The organism is Nocardia miyunensis NBRC 108239, assembly GCF_001613065.1.
In the GTDB taxonomy this organism is placed as follows: Bacteria; Actinomycetota; Actinomycetes; order Mycobacteriales; family Mycobacteriaceae; genus Nocardia; species Nocardia miyunensis.
Window position 1 is genome coordinate 1 of the sequence record NZ_BDBQ01000151.1, and the last position, 14,244, is coordinate 14,244.

At 67.0% G+C, this 14,244-nt stretch carries 13 protein-coding genes; 5 read left to right on the forward strand and 8 right to left on the reverse strand.

What is annotated here, in order from left to right:
* Nucleotides 1-180 precede the first annotated feature (180 nt).
* The gene (locus NM2_RS45705) at nucleotides 181-1,068 is read left to right on the forward strand and encodes a hypothetical protein (protein WP_067683690.1); all 888 of its coding nucleotides are present in this window, start codon (nucleotides 181-183) and stop codon (nucleotides 1,066-1,068) included.
* Nucleotides 1,069-1,081: 13 nt separating this feature from the next.
* Here NM2_RS45705 and NM2_RS45710 read toward each other — a convergent pair whose 3' ends face one another.
* Nucleotides 1,082-1,846, reverse strand: coding sequence for an SDR family oxidoreductase (locus NM2_RS45710; protein WP_067683693.1), 765 nt, complete (start codon nucleotides 1,844-1,846; stop codon nucleotides 1,082-1,084).
* 252 nt (nucleotides 1,847-2,098) lie between these two features.
* On the opposite strand from NM2_RS45710, the gene NM2_RS45715 reads away from it, so the two are divergent.
* Nucleotides 2,099-3,730, forward strand: coding sequence for an ABC-F family ATP-binding cassette domain-containing protein (locus tag NM2_RS45715; RefSeq protein ID WP_067683696.1), 1,632 nt, complete (start codon nucleotides 2,099-2,101; stop codon nucleotides 3,728-3,730).
* Between the two features lie 3 nt (nucleotides 3,731-3,733).
* Here NM2_RS45715 and NM2_RS45720 read toward each other — a convergent pair whose 3' ends face one another.
* Nucleotides 3,734-4,333, reverse strand: a complete 600-nt coding sequence (locus NM2_RS45720; protein WP_067683699.1) for a dihydrofolate reductase family protein — start codon at nucleotides 4,331-4,333, stop codon at nucleotides 3,734-3,736.
* 180 nt (nucleotides 4,334-4,513) lie between these two features.
* Here NM2_RS45720 and NM2_RS45725 point away from each other — a divergent pair, with 180 nt between their 5' ends.
* Nucleotides 4,514-4,756 carry a helix-turn-helix domain-containing protein gene (locus NM2_RS45725; protein ID WP_040824715.1) on the forward strand — a complete coding sequence of 81 codons (243 nt, stop codon included), beginning with the start codon at nucleotides 4,514-4,516 and terminating at the stop codon, nucleotides 4,754-4,756.
* Between the two features lie 132 nt (nucleotides 4,757-4,888).
* On the opposite strand, the gene NM2_RS45730 is transcribed toward NM2_RS45725, so the two are convergent.
* From NM2_RS45730 to acnA, 5 genes are all read right to left on the reverse strand, one after another.
* Nucleotides 4,889-5,848 (reverse strand): MvdC/MvdD family ATP grasp protein, encoded by a 960-nt coding sequence (locus NM2_RS45730; RefSeq protein WP_067683702.1) that lies wholly within the window; start codon nucleotides 5,846-5,848, stop codon nucleotides 4,889-4,891.
* Between the two features lie 14 nt (nucleotides 5,849-5,862).
* Nucleotides 5,863-6,225 (reverse strand): hypothetical protein, encoded by a 363-nt coding sequence (locus tag NM2_RS45735; RefSeq protein ID WP_245718571.1) that lies wholly within the window; start codon nucleotides 6,223-6,225, stop codon nucleotides 5,863-5,865.
* A 299-nt stretch (nucleotides 6,226-6,524) separates the two neighbouring features.
* Nucleotides 6,525-6,941 carry an acyl-CoA thioesterase gene (locus tag NM2_RS45740; RefSeq protein WP_067683708.1) on the reverse strand — a complete coding sequence of 139 codons (417 nt, stop codon included), beginning with the start codon at nucleotides 6,939-6,941 and terminating at the stop codon, nucleotides 6,525-6,527.
* A gap of 194 nt (nucleotides 6,942-7,135) precedes the next feature.
* Nucleotides 7,136-7,702, reverse strand: coding sequence for a TetR/AcrR family transcriptional regulator (locus NM2_RS45745; protein WP_067683711.1), 567 nt, complete (start codon nucleotides 7,700-7,702; stop codon nucleotides 7,136-7,138).
* A gap of 248 nt (nucleotides 7,703-7,950) precedes the next feature.
* Complete coding sequence (gene acnA / locus NM2_RS45750) at nucleotides 7,951-10,749, reverse strand: aconitate hydratase AcnA (protein ID WP_067683714.1); 2,799 nt, start codon at nucleotides 10,747-10,749, stop codon at nucleotides 7,951-7,953.
* A gap of 293 nt (nucleotides 10,750-11,042) precedes the next feature.
* On the opposite strand from acnA, the gene NM2_RS45755 reads away from it, so the two are divergent.
* Nucleotides 11,043-11,591, forward strand: a complete 549-nt coding sequence (locus tag NM2_RS45755) for an Rv1476 family membrane protein (protein ID WP_067683717.1) — start codon at nucleotides 11,043-11,045, stop codon at nucleotides 11,589-11,591.
* A 570-nt stretch (nucleotides 11,592-12,161) separates the two neighbouring features.
* Nucleotides 12,162-13,511: an NlpC/P60 family protein gene (locus NM2_RS45760; RefSeq protein WP_439956998.1), complete on the forward strand. Its 1,350-nt coding sequence runs from the start codon at nucleotides 12,162-12,164 to the stop codon at nucleotides 13,509-13,511.
* Between the two features lie 93 nt (nucleotides 13,512-13,604).
* Here the strand turns inward: NM2_RS45760 and NM2_RS45765 are convergent, their stop codons facing one another.
* Nucleotides 13,605-13,808: a cold-shock protein gene (locus tag NM2_RS45765; protein ID WP_067683722.1), complete on the reverse strand. Its 204-nt coding sequence runs from the start codon at nucleotides 13,806-13,808 to the stop codon at nucleotides 13,605-13,607.
* Nucleotides 13,809-14,244 lie beyond the last annotated feature (436 nt).

The following is a 14,244-nucleotide window of genomic DNA, read 5'->3' on the forward strand; positions in this document are numbered from 1 at the left end:
GGTGCGCCAGCGCGCGCCCGGCCGGGCCCAGGCCGCAGATGAGGAGGTCGGGGGTCACACGAAGCATTGGATCAGACGATCTGCGTGGCATCGTGTCGCAGGCCTGGGGTAGGGTCCTGCGAAGCCTGGGGGGACGACCGCGACAGGGCGCTACGGCGACCCCGGGTGCGGAAGGCAGTGATGACATATCCCCCCGGCTCGGACCCCTACGGGAATCCCGCACCGCAACCACCCGATTCACCCGGATGGGGACAGTCCGGTGGATATCAGCAGGCGCCCGACGCCGGGTGGGGCCCAACCGGTACCGCGCACCCCGCCTACCCGCAGCCGCAGACCGGCTATCCGCAGTCGGCGTATCCGCCGCCCGGCGGTGTTCAGCAGGGGTGGCAGCCGCAGCAGCCCGGATATCCGGCGGGATTCCCGCCGCCGCGCCGCAACAATACGGTTCTGATCGCCGCGGGTGTCGCGGCCGTGGTGGTGCTGGTGGTGATCGCCGTCGCCCTGGTCGTCGTGCTCGATCGGCATTCCGGCGACGACACCTCGGCGAGCCCGTCCAGCCCGTCGCTGGTTCCCGCCACCAGTAGCTCGTCTGCGACGTCCACGTCCGCGAGCCCATCGGGCCGGTTCAGCTACACCGAGTACTCCCACGACTGGAATTTCAGCCTCGGCGGCGTCCACCTGCACGCGGACTGGGTCGAGGGCCGGGACCATTCGACCTGCGCCGACATCGAGAACGACGGCAAGCTGACCGGTCTGGGCTGCCGGTACGCCGCGGAGATGGTGTACCGGGCCGAGAGCGGCGGCGTCATGCTCACCCAGTACGTGCTGGGCACTGCCGGCACCGCCGCCGCGAGCAGGCTCGCCACCCAGTACGCCGACGACGACCTGAAGATGCGGTCCGGCAGCTATATCGACCATTTCGCCATGGGCAAGTGGCAGACCAAGGCCCAGGGAGATTTCGTGGTGCTCACGGTGGTGACCGCGACGAACGCGGTCACCGAGGACACCGCGACGAAATACATGCACTACCTGGAGGCCGATATGGCCGGCGCCCTGTTGTTCCGCTGAACGCCGCGCAGGTTCAGAGCCCGCCGGTGGCCAGCAGCCCGCCGTCGACGCGCACGACCTCACCGGTGATCCAGGCCGCCCGATCCGAGACCAGGAAGGCGATCAGCGCGGCGACGTCCTCCGGATTGCCCAGGCGCTTCATCGGATACGGCGCGGCCGCGGCGTCCTCGTCGGCGGAGTAGAGCGCGTCGGCGAATTTGGTCTTGACCACCGCGGGCGCCACGGCGTTGACCCGGATGCCGGGACCCAGCTGCCAGGCGAGTTCCTCGGTGAGCCGGATGAGCGCGGCCTTCGACGCGCCGTACGCGGCGATCACCCCGGAGGAGCGGATCCCGGCGACACTGGCGACGTTCACCACCGCACCGCCGTTGGCCCCCATCCACGCCCGGTACGCCTCCTGGACGTAACCGAGCGCGGCGACGACGTTCACGTCGAAGATCTTGCGGACCGCGTCCAGATCGGCGTCCATGAGCGAGCCGTACACCGGGTTGATGCCCGTGTTGTTGATCAGGATGTCCAGTGCGCCGAATTCGGCGATCGCGGTGGCAACCGCATCCGCGCGCGCGGTCGCGTCACCCGAGTTGCCCGCCAGCGCGACGACCTTCCCGGCGTGGCCGAGGGCGCGCAGTTCGGTGGCGGTTTCCTCCAGCGGCTCGGCTTTGCGGGCGGTGATCAGCACATTCGCGCCCTGGGCCAGCAATTCGGCGGCGACCGCCTTGCCGATGCCGCGGCTCGCACCGGTCACCAGCGCACTCTTATCCTTCAGGTCATCGCTCATACCACCGCACGCTAGCCGATGGCCATATCGGGCGGGTAGGTCCGATCCCGCGAACCCGCGTCGGCTGTCCGGAGGACACCGATCGCAGCGCGGTGATCGGGGTCTCGGCAGGCCGGTGCGGAGGCGGTAGTGGTGCGCGTTACGGCGGCCGATCGGGGGGATGCGTAAAATCGGTGGTTCTCGTGCGTTCTGTCGACGCACACTCGAGCTATCACCCCGTGACCGCACGATTATTTTGCTGAGGAGACTGTTGTGATCACCGCGACCGACCTGGAGGTCCGGGCCGGAATCCGCACACTGCTGACCGCGCCCGGTTCGGCGCTGCGGGTGCAGTCGGGAGACCGGATCGGGCTGGTCGGGCGCAATGGCGCCGGTAAGACGACCACGCTGCGCATCCTGGCCGGTGAGGGTGAGCCTTACGCGGGCACGGTGACCAGATCCGGCGAAATCGGTTATCTGCCACAGGATCCGCGCGAGGGCAATCTCGACGTGCTGGCCCGCGACCGGGTGCTGTCCGCCCGCGGCCTGGACGCGCTGATCCGCGATATGGAGAAGCAGCAGGCGCGCATGGCCGAGGTGGCCGACGACGCCGAACGCGAGAAGGCGGTGCGCAAGTACGGCCAGCTCGAGGACCGGTTCTCGGCCCTGGGCGGATATGTCGCCGAGAGCGAGGCCGCCCGCATCTGCAACAGCCTGGGCCTGCCCGATCGGGTCCTGAACCAGCAGTTGCGCACCCTGTCCGGTGGTCAGCGCCGCCGCATCGAGCTCGCGCGAATCCTGTTCTCCGCCTCGGACGGTTCCGGTGGCCGCAGCGACCGGACGCTGTTGCTCGACGAGCCAACCAACCACCTCGACGCCGATTCGATCACCTGGCTGCGCGGATTCCTGCAGAACCACGACGGCGGCCTGATCGTGATCTCCCACGACGTCGATCTGCTCGCCGACGTGGTGAACAAGGTCTGGTTCCTGGACGCGGTGCGCGGCGAGGCCGATATCTACAACATGAGCTGGAAGAAGTACCTCGACGCCCGCGCCACCGACGAACAGCGCCGTGTGCGCGAACGCGCCAATGCGGAGAAGAAAGCGAGCGCGCTGCGTGCCCAGGCCGCCAAACTCGGCGCCAAGGCCACGAAAGCCGCTGCGGCACACCAGATGTCCAAGCGCGCGGACCGGCTGCTCGCGGATCTGGACGAGGTGCGCGTGGCCGACAAGGTGGCCCGCATCAAATTCCCGGAGCCCGCCCCCTGCGGCCGCACACCGCTGATGGTGACGGATCTGACCAAACTCTACGGCTCCCTGGAGATCTTCACCGGCGTCAGCTTCGCGGTCGACCGGGGCAGCCGCGTCGTGGTGCTCGGCCTGAACGGCGCGGGCAAGACGACCATGCTGAAACTCCTTGCCGGAGTGGAGACTCCGACAGCGGGCGGTGTCGAACCCGGCCGGGGCCTCAAGGTCGGCTATTTCGCCCAGGAGCACGACACCCTCGACGACAACGCCACGGTCTGGGAGAACATCCGGCATGCCTCGCCGGACGCGGGCGAGCAGGAGTTACGCAGCCTGCTGGGCGCGTTCATGTTCTCCGGCCCGCAGCTCGAACAGCCCGCGGGGACATTGTCCGGTGGTGAGAAGACCCGCCTGGCGCTGGCCGGACTGGTCTCCTCCGCGGCGAATGTGCTGCTCCTGGACGAGCCCACCAACAACCTGGACCCCGTCTCGCGCGAACAGGTGCTGGACGCGCTGCGCAGCTACGCCGGCGCCGTGGTCCTGGTGACCCACGACCCCGGCGCGGCCGAGGCATTGAACCCGGAACGGGTGATCATGCTGCCCGACGGCACCGAGGACCACTGGTCGCAGGACTACCTGGAGCTCATCCAGCTGGCGTAGGCGCTAGGCGAGGTGCTCGCGGGCCTGCTCGTAACCGCCCTCGAGCAGTTCGCCGGGCCCGTAGACGGTGTGCACCACGCCGGTCTCGAAGGTGGCCGAGCGCAGCAGCGTCAGTGGCAGCGGCGTATCGGTCTCCTCGAAAAGGCGCATGCCCGAGCGCATCGCGATCGGGTGCACGAGCAGGTGCAGTTCATCGATCAGCTTCGCGGACAGCAACTGTCGCACGATCGATACCGAGCCGCTCAGGCCGATGTCGCCGCCCGCCCCCTGCTTCAGCGCGGTCACCGATTCGATCAGATCGCCTTGCAGCACCTCGGAATTGCGCCACTGCAGATCGATGTCCCGGTGCGTGACCACGATCTTGCGGATGTCGCCGAAGTGCCGGGCCATCTCGGCGTCCGGGCCGCCCTCGCGCTCGCGTTCCGGCCATGCGGCGGCGAAGCCCTCATAGGTCGTGCGACCGAACAGCATGGTGTCGGCGGTGCCCATCTGATCGCCGACCGCGGCGCCCATCTCGTCGTTGAAGTACGGGAAGTGCCAGTTCTGCGGGTCGGCGACGACGCCGTCGAGCGCGATGAACAGACCTGCGGTGATCCTGCGCATGGGGTGCTCCTGAAAGTCCGATCGAGGTGATATCGGTGGTGCAGACGGCGTACGGCGCCGAAAATTGTCGCCGGTGCCGATTACGGACAAATATCGTGAGGTTGATCACACGGAAGCGTTGATCACTGCATGCTTGTAGTTCTAGCCTTGAATCAGGCTGCAGGGCGACCGGAGGAAGCCATGAGTGACAGGCCCACACAGGGGAAGTCCACGTTGGGTAAAGGTACGCGCGTGACCGGAAAGTCCCGCGACCGCTTGCAAACCCAGCTCAAGAAGCAATACGAGGCAGGGGCGAGTATCCGCTCGCTGGCGCGTGAAACGGGCCGCTCGTACGGATTCATCCACAACGTGCTCGTGGAGTCGCATGTGCAACTCCGCAGCCGCGGTGGCGCCAATCGCCGCAAGGCCGGGGCGAGCAAGTAGGTCCGCTCGGGGAGACCGTCGGATGTGCCGATTCATCCGCGGCCGCACCGTCTTTGCGGCCCGGTCGGGTGAAAGGATGTTCCGGCGTGCGCATTTCGCGCCGAATGTCGGCAATGGCGGATGTGTCGTGCCTCAGTCCCGGGGCACGCTCGCGTCGCCGAGCACGAGATATCCTGCGAGACTGCGGAATATCGGCAGGCCGGTCTTGATCTCCAGATAGGCGAACTGCCCCTGGGGGTTGACCTCCAGGAAGTAGTACTCGCCGTCGGTCCCCAAGCGGATGTCCAGGACGCCGAAGGTCAGTCCGAGCGCGCCCATCACGGTGGCGATGGACTTGCTCACCGTCGCGGGCAGGCGTTCGGGCGTGAAGTCGACCGAGGTGTCCAGGCGCGAATCCACCCGTCCCACACCGGATTGCGAGTCGATGCGCACGGTCCACTCGACCCCGTCGATCCACACCACGCGCAGATCGCAGTCGGCCTCGACATAGTCCTGGAAGGTCGTGGGCGCGGAGCGGATCGTGTCCAGGCGGGCCAGGTCCGCGGGGGTGACCACCCGGGTCTCGGAGAACTCCGCGCGTCCGGTTCCGGTGCGTTTGTAGACCACTGGGCCCGGTCGTGCGCCGACGAAGCTGCGTGCCTCGTCCGGATCGTTGGTGACCAGGGTTTCCGGGATGACGAATCCGGCTCGCCGTGCGGTCTCGAGTTGCACGATCTTGCGGGTCGCGGTGCGATCGGTGCCGGGATCGTTGACCCACACCGCCGGAATCGACCACAGCAGTCCCTGCAGGAAACCGTCGCATTCGGCCTGCCGGTAGTCGTCGTCGGCGCGACGCATCCCGCCGGGCACCACCGCCTGATGCGGGCGCCGCCACCACACCGAGCCGACCGCGTCCAGACCGCGAAGGTGCGACAGCGAACGCGCGGTACCCGCGCGATCGAGCCGGAAACTACCGGTCTCGCGCGGGAAGTCGCGCATGTCGAGACGAATCGGGCTGACGCCGTGGTGCTTTCGGAGAGTCGCAGCCATCGCATCGGCATGCAGGTCGTCGGCTTCGGTGACGATCAGCACCGACCCGGCCGGGCGGGCCATCGGAGGCGAACCTCTCAGTCGAGGCTGTCGCAGGCCATCGCGTCGTCGCTGCGGGCGAACGAGCGAGTCTGGCTGCGAGTCATGGTGACCCCGCCGACGGCGGGATCGGTCGGCAACTGCAGATCCCGGGCCCAGCGTTCGGTCAGCCGGGCCAGCAGATCGTCGCCGCGGGCGGGAGAGTGCTGCTGCGGCAACGTCATCGGGCGGTCGGTGAGTTCGATTCGCAGCCTCCGGGTGAAGTCCGCGATCGCGCCCGCCCGGATGCGCACCCGCACCGGTCGCGCGGCCGGATCGCCGTCGGCATGCGGCGCTGGGACACCCACCAGATCGATGCCGAGAACGTCCGCTCGATCGAAGGTCCACGTGCCCTCACTCACGCGCACGCTCACCGCTCGCGTGGATTCGGCTATCAAATAGCCGGACAGTAGCGGCGCAACCTCCTGGCTATCGGGACGTGGCCTGGGATATGTGGACGTGGAAGGACGGACGCCATCGGTCATGGGGCTGGTCTCCGATCTGCTCGCGGTTTGCCACGGAAGCCGAGCGTGTTCTGGATCATATCTCGACAGGCACGTCGACCGGTCGGCATCGAAAGATTTCCGGTGCACCGGCATCCCGGTGGCAAGGACGCGGAATGCGCTATCGCCGAAAGAGTTTCGGTTGAGCTCTCAACGCCTCACAGCCCCAGTACGTCCGCGGACTCGGACAGGTCGCGGAACCGCTCCTTCGGATTCGGCACGAGTTTGCGTGCGGTGAGATCCATCAGACCGCTGACGACGGCGAACTCGGCGGAGACGGTTCCGTCCAGTTTGCGGATCTGCTGGAGGATCCGGAACACCTTGCCCTCGCCCCATTCGAATTCACAGGTGATGGTGACCTCGTCGCCCAGATGTAATTCGCGCAGATGCCGCACGGTCGATTCCAGGACCACCGGTCCGAGTCCGGCGTGCAGCATCTTGTCCGGCACCAGGCCCGCCGCCCGCAACGCCTCCCAGCGGGCGTGCTCGGCGTACTGGTGATAAACGGCTTGGTTCATATGGCCGTTGACATCGAGTTCGTAGCCGCGCACGGTAACGGGGACAGCAAAGGTCATACCTTGGCGAACGTGTGGTCGAAGGCGGCTATTTCCGGTGCGAAAGTGGTATCGGACACGATTTGCCGAGACCGGTCGGAATTCGTCTCATCGGGACGTTCCAATTCACCGCAGTCCGTGCGTATCGGCATTCACCGCAATGCTGCAACGCGTGCATCTTTGCATCGAGTGCCATCGCGGGGTGATTCTCCGGCTCAGCCCTTGCGGCGCACCGAGGCCTCGACCAGATCCAGCACGGCCGTGAGGTTGTCGTTCGTGTGCCCGGAGGCGATGCGGGCGATGAGCCCGTCGAGCACCAGGTCCAGGTAGCCGAGCAGCACATCGGTCGGCACGTCGTCGCGCAGGGCGCCCGCGGCCTTGCGGCGTTCGAGCCGGGCCAGCGTCGCCGCGGTCAGCTCGGCCGAACGCTGGGTCCACCCCGCGGCGAATTCCGGATCGGTCCGCAGCCGCCGGGCGATCTCCAGCCGGGTGCCGAGCCAGTTGTACTGCTCCGGATCGGCCAGCATCTCGCGCATGACCTGCACCAGACCCTGCGTGGCGGCGATGTCGGCCATCCGCTCGGTGTCCTCCTGGGCCAGGGCCAGGAACAACGCGTCCTTGTCGCGGAAATGGTGGAAGATCGCGCCGCGGGACAGCCCGATGGCCTCTTCGAGGCGGCGCACGGTGGCGCCCTCGTAGCCGAACTCGGCGAAACAGCGCCGCGCCCCGTCCAGGATCTGGCTGCGCCGCGCGGCGAGATGGTCCTCACTGACCTTGGGCATGGGCTCCTCCAGCGAAATACAGTGCCCTGCGCCGGGATTCGGCGACGCAGGGGTCAACGGTACAAGGTCGGGGAGGGTGCACCTTTCGGTGAGATGTGCACCTCCCCAGCCCCGTTGGGAGCGTCTTACGAGTGAGATTCGCAGCCGGCTCGTCGTTGGACGGTCCATTCGCATATGTGAAATGCGAGTCCGACCGGCCGAACGACGAGCCCCGGGGCCGCGAACGCGCCGCCGAAGGCGGCAAAATCCTATCCGGTGATCATGTTGCGCAGGACGTACTGCAGGATGCCGCCGTTGCGGTAGTAGTCCGCTTCACCGGGGGTGTCGATGCGCACGACCGCGTCGAAGGTGACCTTGTCGCCGTTCTCCTTGGTGGCGGTCACCTTCAGGGTCTTGGGCGTCTTGCCCTCGTTCAGCTGGGTGATGCCCTCGATGTCGAAGGTCTCGGTGCCGTCCAGCTTCAGCGACGCGGCCGACTCACCGGCCGGGAACTGCAGCGGGATGACGCCCATGCCGATCAGGTTCGAGCGGTGGATGCGCTCGAACGACTCGGTGATGACCGCGCGCACACCCAGCAGGCGGGTGCCCTTGGCGGCCCAGTCACGCGAGGAGCCCGAACCGTATTCCTTGCCGCCGAGCACGACCAGCGGGATGCCCGCGGCCTGGTAGTTCTGCGAGGCGTCGTAGATGAACGCCTGCGGACCGCCCGGCTGGGTGAAGTCGCGGGTGTAACCACCCGAGACGTCGTCCAGCAGCTGGTTGCGCAGCCGGATGTTGGCGAAGGTGCCGCGGATCATGACCTCGTGGTTACCGCGCCGCGAACCCAGCGAGTTGTAGTCCTTGCGCTCCACGCCGTGCGCGTCCAGGTACTGCGCGGCCGGGGTGCCCGACTTGATCGGACCGGCCGGGGAGATGTGGTCGGTGGTGACCGAATCGCCCAGCAGCGCCAGCACGCGCGCGCCCTTGATGTCCTCGACCGGCGCGGGCTCGAGCTCCATGCCGTCGAAGTACGGGGCCTTGCGGACGTAGGTGGAGTTGTCGTCCCAGGCGAAGGTGTCGCCGGCCGGGGTCGGCAGGTTCCGCCAGCGCTCGTCGCCCTTGAACACGTCGGCGTAGGACTTGCGGAACATGTCCTGGCTGATCGCCGAGGCGATGGTGTCGTCGATCTCCTGCGAGGAGGGCCAGATGTCCTTCAGGAAGACGTCGTTGCCGTCCTGGTCCTTGCCCAGCGCGTCGGCCTCGAAGTCGAAGTCCATGGTGCCCGCGAGCGCGTACGCGATGACCAGCGGCGGCGAGGCCAGGTAGTTCATCTTCACGTCGGGGGAGATGCGGCCCTCGAAGTTGCGGTTACCGGACAGCACCGCGGTGACGGTCAGGTCGTTGTCGTTGACCGCCTTGGAGATCTCCTCCGGCAGCGGGCCGGTGTTGCCGATGCAGGTGGTGCAGCCGTAGCCACCCAGGTAGAAGCCCAGCTTCTCCAGGTAGGGCCACAGGCCCGCCTTCTCGTAGTAGTCGGACACGACCTGCGAGCCGGGCGCCATGTTGGTCTTGACCCACGGCTTGCTCGTCAGGCCCTTCTCGACCGCGTTGCGCGCCAGCAGGGCCGCGCCGATCATGACCGACGGGTTGGAGGTGTTGGTGCAGGAGGTGATGCCCGCGACCGCGACCGCGCCGTGGTCGAGGATGAAGTCACCGCGCTCGGCGCTGCGCACCCGGATCGGCTTGGAGGGGCGGCCGGTGCTGCCGTTGGCGGCGGTCTGGATCACCGCGTCGTCGTCGGCGAAGGACAGCTCGGCCGGATCGCTGGCAGGGAAGGACTCCTCGAGCGCCTCGTCCAGCTTGGAGTGGGGGGCGGCCTCGGGGTCGTTGGTGTAGTTGTGGATGTCCTTGCGGAAGGCAATCTTGGACTCCGACAACAGGATTCGGTCCTGCGGGCGCTTCGGCCCGGCGATGGACGGCACCACGGTGCCCAGATCCAGCTCGAGGTATTCGGAGTAGGCGGGCTCGTGCTCGGCATCGTGCCACATGCCCTGCTCACGGGCGTACGACTCGACGAGCGCGAGCTCCTCGTCGGTGCGGCCGGTCAGGCGCAGGTAGTTGATGGTTTCCTCGTCGATCGGGAAAATCGCTGCGGTGGAACCGAATTCGGGGCTCATGTTGCCCAGGGTGGCGCGGTTGGCCAGGGGCACCTCGGCCACGCCCTTGCCGTAGAACTCGACGAACTTGCCGACCACGCCGTGCTTGCGCAGCATGTCGGTGACGGTGAGCACGACGTCGGTCGCGGTCACGCCCGGTTGGATCTCACCGGTCAGCTTGAAGCCGACCACGCGCGGAATCAGCATGGACACAGGCTGACCCAGCATGGCCGCCTCGGCCTCGATGCCGCCGACGCCCCAGCCCAGCACGCCCAGGCCGTTGACCATGGTGGTGTGCGAGTCGGTGCCGACGCAGGTGTCCGGGTAGGCCTGCCCGTTGCGGACCATGATCACCCGCGCGAGGTACTCGATGTTGACCTGGTGCACGATGCCGGTGCCCGGCGGGACGACCTTGAAATCGTCGAAAGCGCCTTGGCCCCAACGCAAGAACTGGTAGCGCTCGCCGTTGCGCTCGTACTCCAGGTCGACGTTGCGCTCGAAGGCGTCGGCGGTGCCGAACACGTCGAGGATGACCGAGTGGTCGATGACCATCTCGGCGGGTGAGAGCGGGTTCACCTTGTTCGGGTCGCCGCCGAGGGTGGTCACGGCCTCGCGCATGGTGGCCAGGTCGACCACGCAGGGCACACCGGTGAAGTCCTGCATGATGACTCGCGCGGGGGTGAACTGGATCTCGGTGTTCGGCTGCGCTGAGGGATCCCAATTCGCAATGGCGCGAATGTGATCCGCGGTGATGTTGGCGCCGTCCTCGGTGCGCAGCAGGTTCTCGGCGAGGACTTTCAGTGCGTAGGGGAGTTTTTCGGTGCCGGGCACGGCGGAGAGGCGGAAGATCTCATACGACCGATCTCCGACCTCGAGGGTGCCCTTGGCGCCGAATGTATCGATGGTCGTCATACGTTCAGCTCCACTCGTCGGTGAGGTGGCCGTCGGCAGGGCTGTGCCGGCGGCTCCGGTCGAGGGCCGACTAGCTGTGCGCCCTCATGTTGCCTAGGCTAACAGTACGCTTGTCCTGTGAAACGGGCGGGGGCGCACCGCGCGGCGTGCCCGCAAACATCATGCACCGGTCGCGTACTGTGCATCCATGCGTTTCGGCGCAGCCCCCTCCTCGCGCCGTCACGGCGCGGATCCTGTGACATGTGTTGGATGCCAGTCGCCCCGGTTGGCGACTCGACGAGACCGGATGGAAGATGACCGTCACCTTTGCCTCGGTTGGAACCCCCAAGGCCGCGGAGATTCCGCCCGAGGTCGATGTGGACACCATCCTCGCGCACCTGGCGGTGGAGCACGTGTACGTGCCCAAGGGGAATGATCCGTCCGATCTGGAGTCCGTGGTCGCCGACAGCCGGGAGCAGGGGATTCCGCTGAGCGTGGTGGTCGTGACGGGAAATCCGTCGCCGGATTCGAGCCTGCGCGACCTGGCCACCGAGGTCGGCAAGACCGAGCACGGCACGGTTCTGGTGCTGAGCGACGACTGGGCGGGCACCTACAGCGACACGTACAGCCGGTACCGCCTGGAGAAGGCCGAGGACATCGCCAAGAACCGGCACGGCGGGCACAGCGTCGAGGCGACGCGCGCGTTCGTGCACAGTCTCCAGGCGAACCAGATGATCCCGTGGACGGCGTTCACCTACGTGCTGCTGCTGGGCGCTCTCGTCGTGGCCGGCGGCTTGTATCTGGTCAAGCGTCGCCGGGCCGAGGCCGCGCCGGATCATCTGCAGGGCGATCCGGTCCGCTGAACCGGTCGAGGTAATTCCGGCCGGCCGCGGGCCGGTAGCGTCTGCTGTCCCTTCGGCCGAGCGGTGACAGGTGTTGTTCCGCCGGCGGATTCATCGTGCGCTCGAGGTTGCCCCGGCCCGTCGAGACGCTATGGCGTTCCGGTGGAATTTGTGTTCGCCCGATGTGACTCCGCGGGCCTGAGCCTGTCGTTTTCGAGCATAAAACGGGCGAACGGTCGGTTTTCTGCGGGGATTCCTGTCTCGTCTTCAGTTATTTGTAAGCAACCCACCAAATTACGCAGATGTGATTATGTTGTGTGTGTTCTCTCGGAGACTTATGTGCCGTACGGTTTCGAATGACACTCTTGGGGAAGAAGTGTCATAAGGGTATACAGCGACCAGTGATGAGCAGGGGCGTTGCTGATACTCGTGGGGTGATGGCGCATACCTGTCACCCCATGTGAAGGTCCCGGTGACGCTTCGCTACCCGGGAACCGCGGTGTGGATCCAGGGAGGTGGGTACGCGTGGTCGGGACAGTACGAGGGGGGTCGTTCAGGGTCGCTCTGGGATTGCTGGTTTGTGCGGCGACGGTGGTCGTGGTGACGCCGATCGCCGGAGCGGTGCCACCACCTCCGCCCAACCCCAGCGACAACGACATCGCCGCGGCCGGGGCCCAGGTGACCAACGGGGTCAACCAGGTCGGCGCGCTGATCAACGACGTGGCCGCGGTCGGACAGCAGATCCAGCAGCTGGACTCGGTCGTCGCGCAGAAGCGCGAGGCCGTGAACAAGGCGCTGGTGGATCTGCAGTCGGCCCGGGAGCGGGCCGATTCGGCCGCGACCGCGGTCGCCGGAACACAGCGGGCGCTCACGGCCTCGGGCGCGGCGGTGGATCAGGCACGCAGCAGCTTCGACAAGTTCGCCGAACAGGCGTACATGAGCCCCGGCTCGGATTCGATGGTCAACTACCTGTCCGGCGGCAGCCCGGCTCGGTCCCTGGAGCGGGCACAATTGCTGAGCGTGGCCTCCACTTCGCAGGACGCGGCGCTGAACGGTATGCGGCGCGCGCAGGTCGAGCGCGCCAACGCCGATTCGGCGGCGCGACTGGCCAAGCAGGCGGCCGACGCCGCCGCGGCCACCGCGGAATCGAAGAAGTCCGAGGCCCAGAACGCGGTGAGCGCCGCCGAATCGGCGGTGAACGAGCAGACCGCACAGCGCGACGCGCTGGTCAGGCAGCGCGACGTGGCCCAGCAGCGCCTGGACGCGGCGCGGCAGCAGGTGGCGGGCCTACAGGGCGAGCGCGCGGCATACGAGGACTGGGACCGGCAGCGCCGGGCCGAGGAACTCGCCGCGGCGGCCGCGGCCGCATCCGCGGCGGTGCGCGCCGCATCGGACGCCGCGGCCCGCGAGCGCGCGGAAGAACTCGGCGACGGCAAACGCCCGCACACACAGCTCGACGACGATCCGCCACCGCACAAATCCATGCCCAGCACGCCCTCACGTCCGGACGGGACGCCCGCGGAGCTGATCGAGATGGTGATCGACCGCGCGATGGCACAGCTCGGTGTCACCTACGCCTGGGGCGGCGGCGATGAGGACGGCCCCACCAAGGGCATCCGCGACGGTGGTGTCGCGGACAGATACGGCGACTACAAGAAGGTCGGCTTCGACTGCTCGGGCCTGATGGTCTACGCGTTCGCGGGCGTCGGGATCTCCCTGCCGCATTACAGCGGCTACCAGTATCAGATGGGCACGAAAGTGCCTGTGGCGAAACGCGCACGCGGTGACATGCTGTTCTGGGGACGCAACGGCAGTGAGCACGTGGCGCTGTATCTGGGCAACGGGAAGATGATCGAGGCGCCCGAATCCGGTGAGGTGGTGCGGGTTACGGCCGTGCGCACCAGCGGAATCATGCCGAACGCGGTGCGCCTGATCAGCTGATCGCGACCGCGTTGCCCGAGTCAGGCCTGTCGCGGCCGATAAAAAAGCTTCGCCCCCTGATCGGTGCGAAGCTCTTCACGAACTCGTGGTGAATCAGATGACGCGGACGTCCACGGCTTGGGGGCCCTTCTGGCCCTGCTCCACCGAGAACTCGACACGCTGACCCTCATCGAGGGATTTGTAACCCGAGCCGCTCACGGCCGAGTAATGCACGAAGACGTCCGGGCCGCCTCCGTCTTGGGCGATGAAGCCGAAGCCCTTTTCACCGTTGAACCACTTCACACTGCCTTGAGTCATGCTGTAAACAACTTCTCTTCTGTAGTGAGCCGGGCAAATTTCGGTAAGGAGCCCGTCCTCACCCCTCACTATGCCACGACCTCCGGCGATCCCTCGCATCGTGCTTCGGCCAGCGCTCGCGCAGCGACCGGCGGGAGCGAGGCGGGTAGTCGCCTCACTTCGTCTACGCTGGTCATTGGTCCCGGTGATTGCCGAGCCGCTCGAGGCCTCTCTGCGGTCCTGTTTCTCGAATCGCGATGCCGCCCGGATCACTCGGAGAGGCGAATGTGGCAACGACCGCAGGCGAAACAAATGACCAAGATCCCACTGGCACCTCGGCGGAGCAAGATGACGCTGCGGACGACATCTGGGATGAGGACGAGTCTCCGGCGCTGCGTCGGGCGCGCAAGGAAGCCGAGTTCGCCGCCGGTGGGGACTCGACACGGGCGTATCTGAA

Excerpts from the sequence above, each read along its gene's own strand:
- NM2_RS45755 (WP_067683717.1), top strand. The coding sequence starts at position 11,043 with ATGACCGTCACCTTTGCCTCGGTTGGAACCCCCAAGGCCGCGGAGATT.
- NM2_RS45725 (WP_040824715.1), top strand. The coding sequence starts at position 4,514 with ATGAGTGACAGGCCCACACAGGGGAAGTCCACGTTGGGTAAAGGTACG.
- acnA (WP_067683714.1), bottom strand. The coding sequence starts at position 10,749 with ATGACGACCATCGATACATTCGGCGCCAAGGGCACCCTCGAGGTCGGA.
- NM2_RS45740 (WP_067683708.1), bottom strand. The coding sequence starts at position 6,941 with ATGACCTTTGCTGTCCCCGTTACCGTGCGCGGCTACGAACTCGATGTC.
- NM2_RS45730 (WP_067683702.1), bottom strand. The coding sequence starts at position 5,848 with ATGGCCCGCCCGGCCGGGTCGGTGCTGATCGTCACCGAAGCCGACGAC.
- NM2_RS45745 (WP_067683711.1), bottom strand. The coding sequence starts at position 7,702 with ATGCCCAAGGTCAGTGAGGACCATCTCGCCGCGCGGCGCAGCCAGATC.
- NM2_RS45705 (WP_067683690.1), top strand. The coding sequence starts at position 181 with ATGACATATCCCCCCGGCTCGGACCCCTACGGGAATCCCGCACCGCAA.
- NM2_RS45710 (WP_067683693.1), bottom strand. The coding sequence starts at position 1,846 with ATGAGCGATGACCTGAAGGATAAGAGTGCGCTGGTGACCGGTGCGAGC.
- NM2_RS45765 (WP_067683722.1), bottom strand. The coding sequence starts at position 13,808 with ATGACTCAAGGCAGTGTGAAGTGGTTCAACGGTGAAAAGGGCTTCGGC.
- NM2_RS45720 (WP_067683699.1), bottom strand. The coding sequence starts at position 4,333 with ATGCGCAGGATCACCGCAGGTCTGTTCATCGCGCTCGACGGCGTCGTC.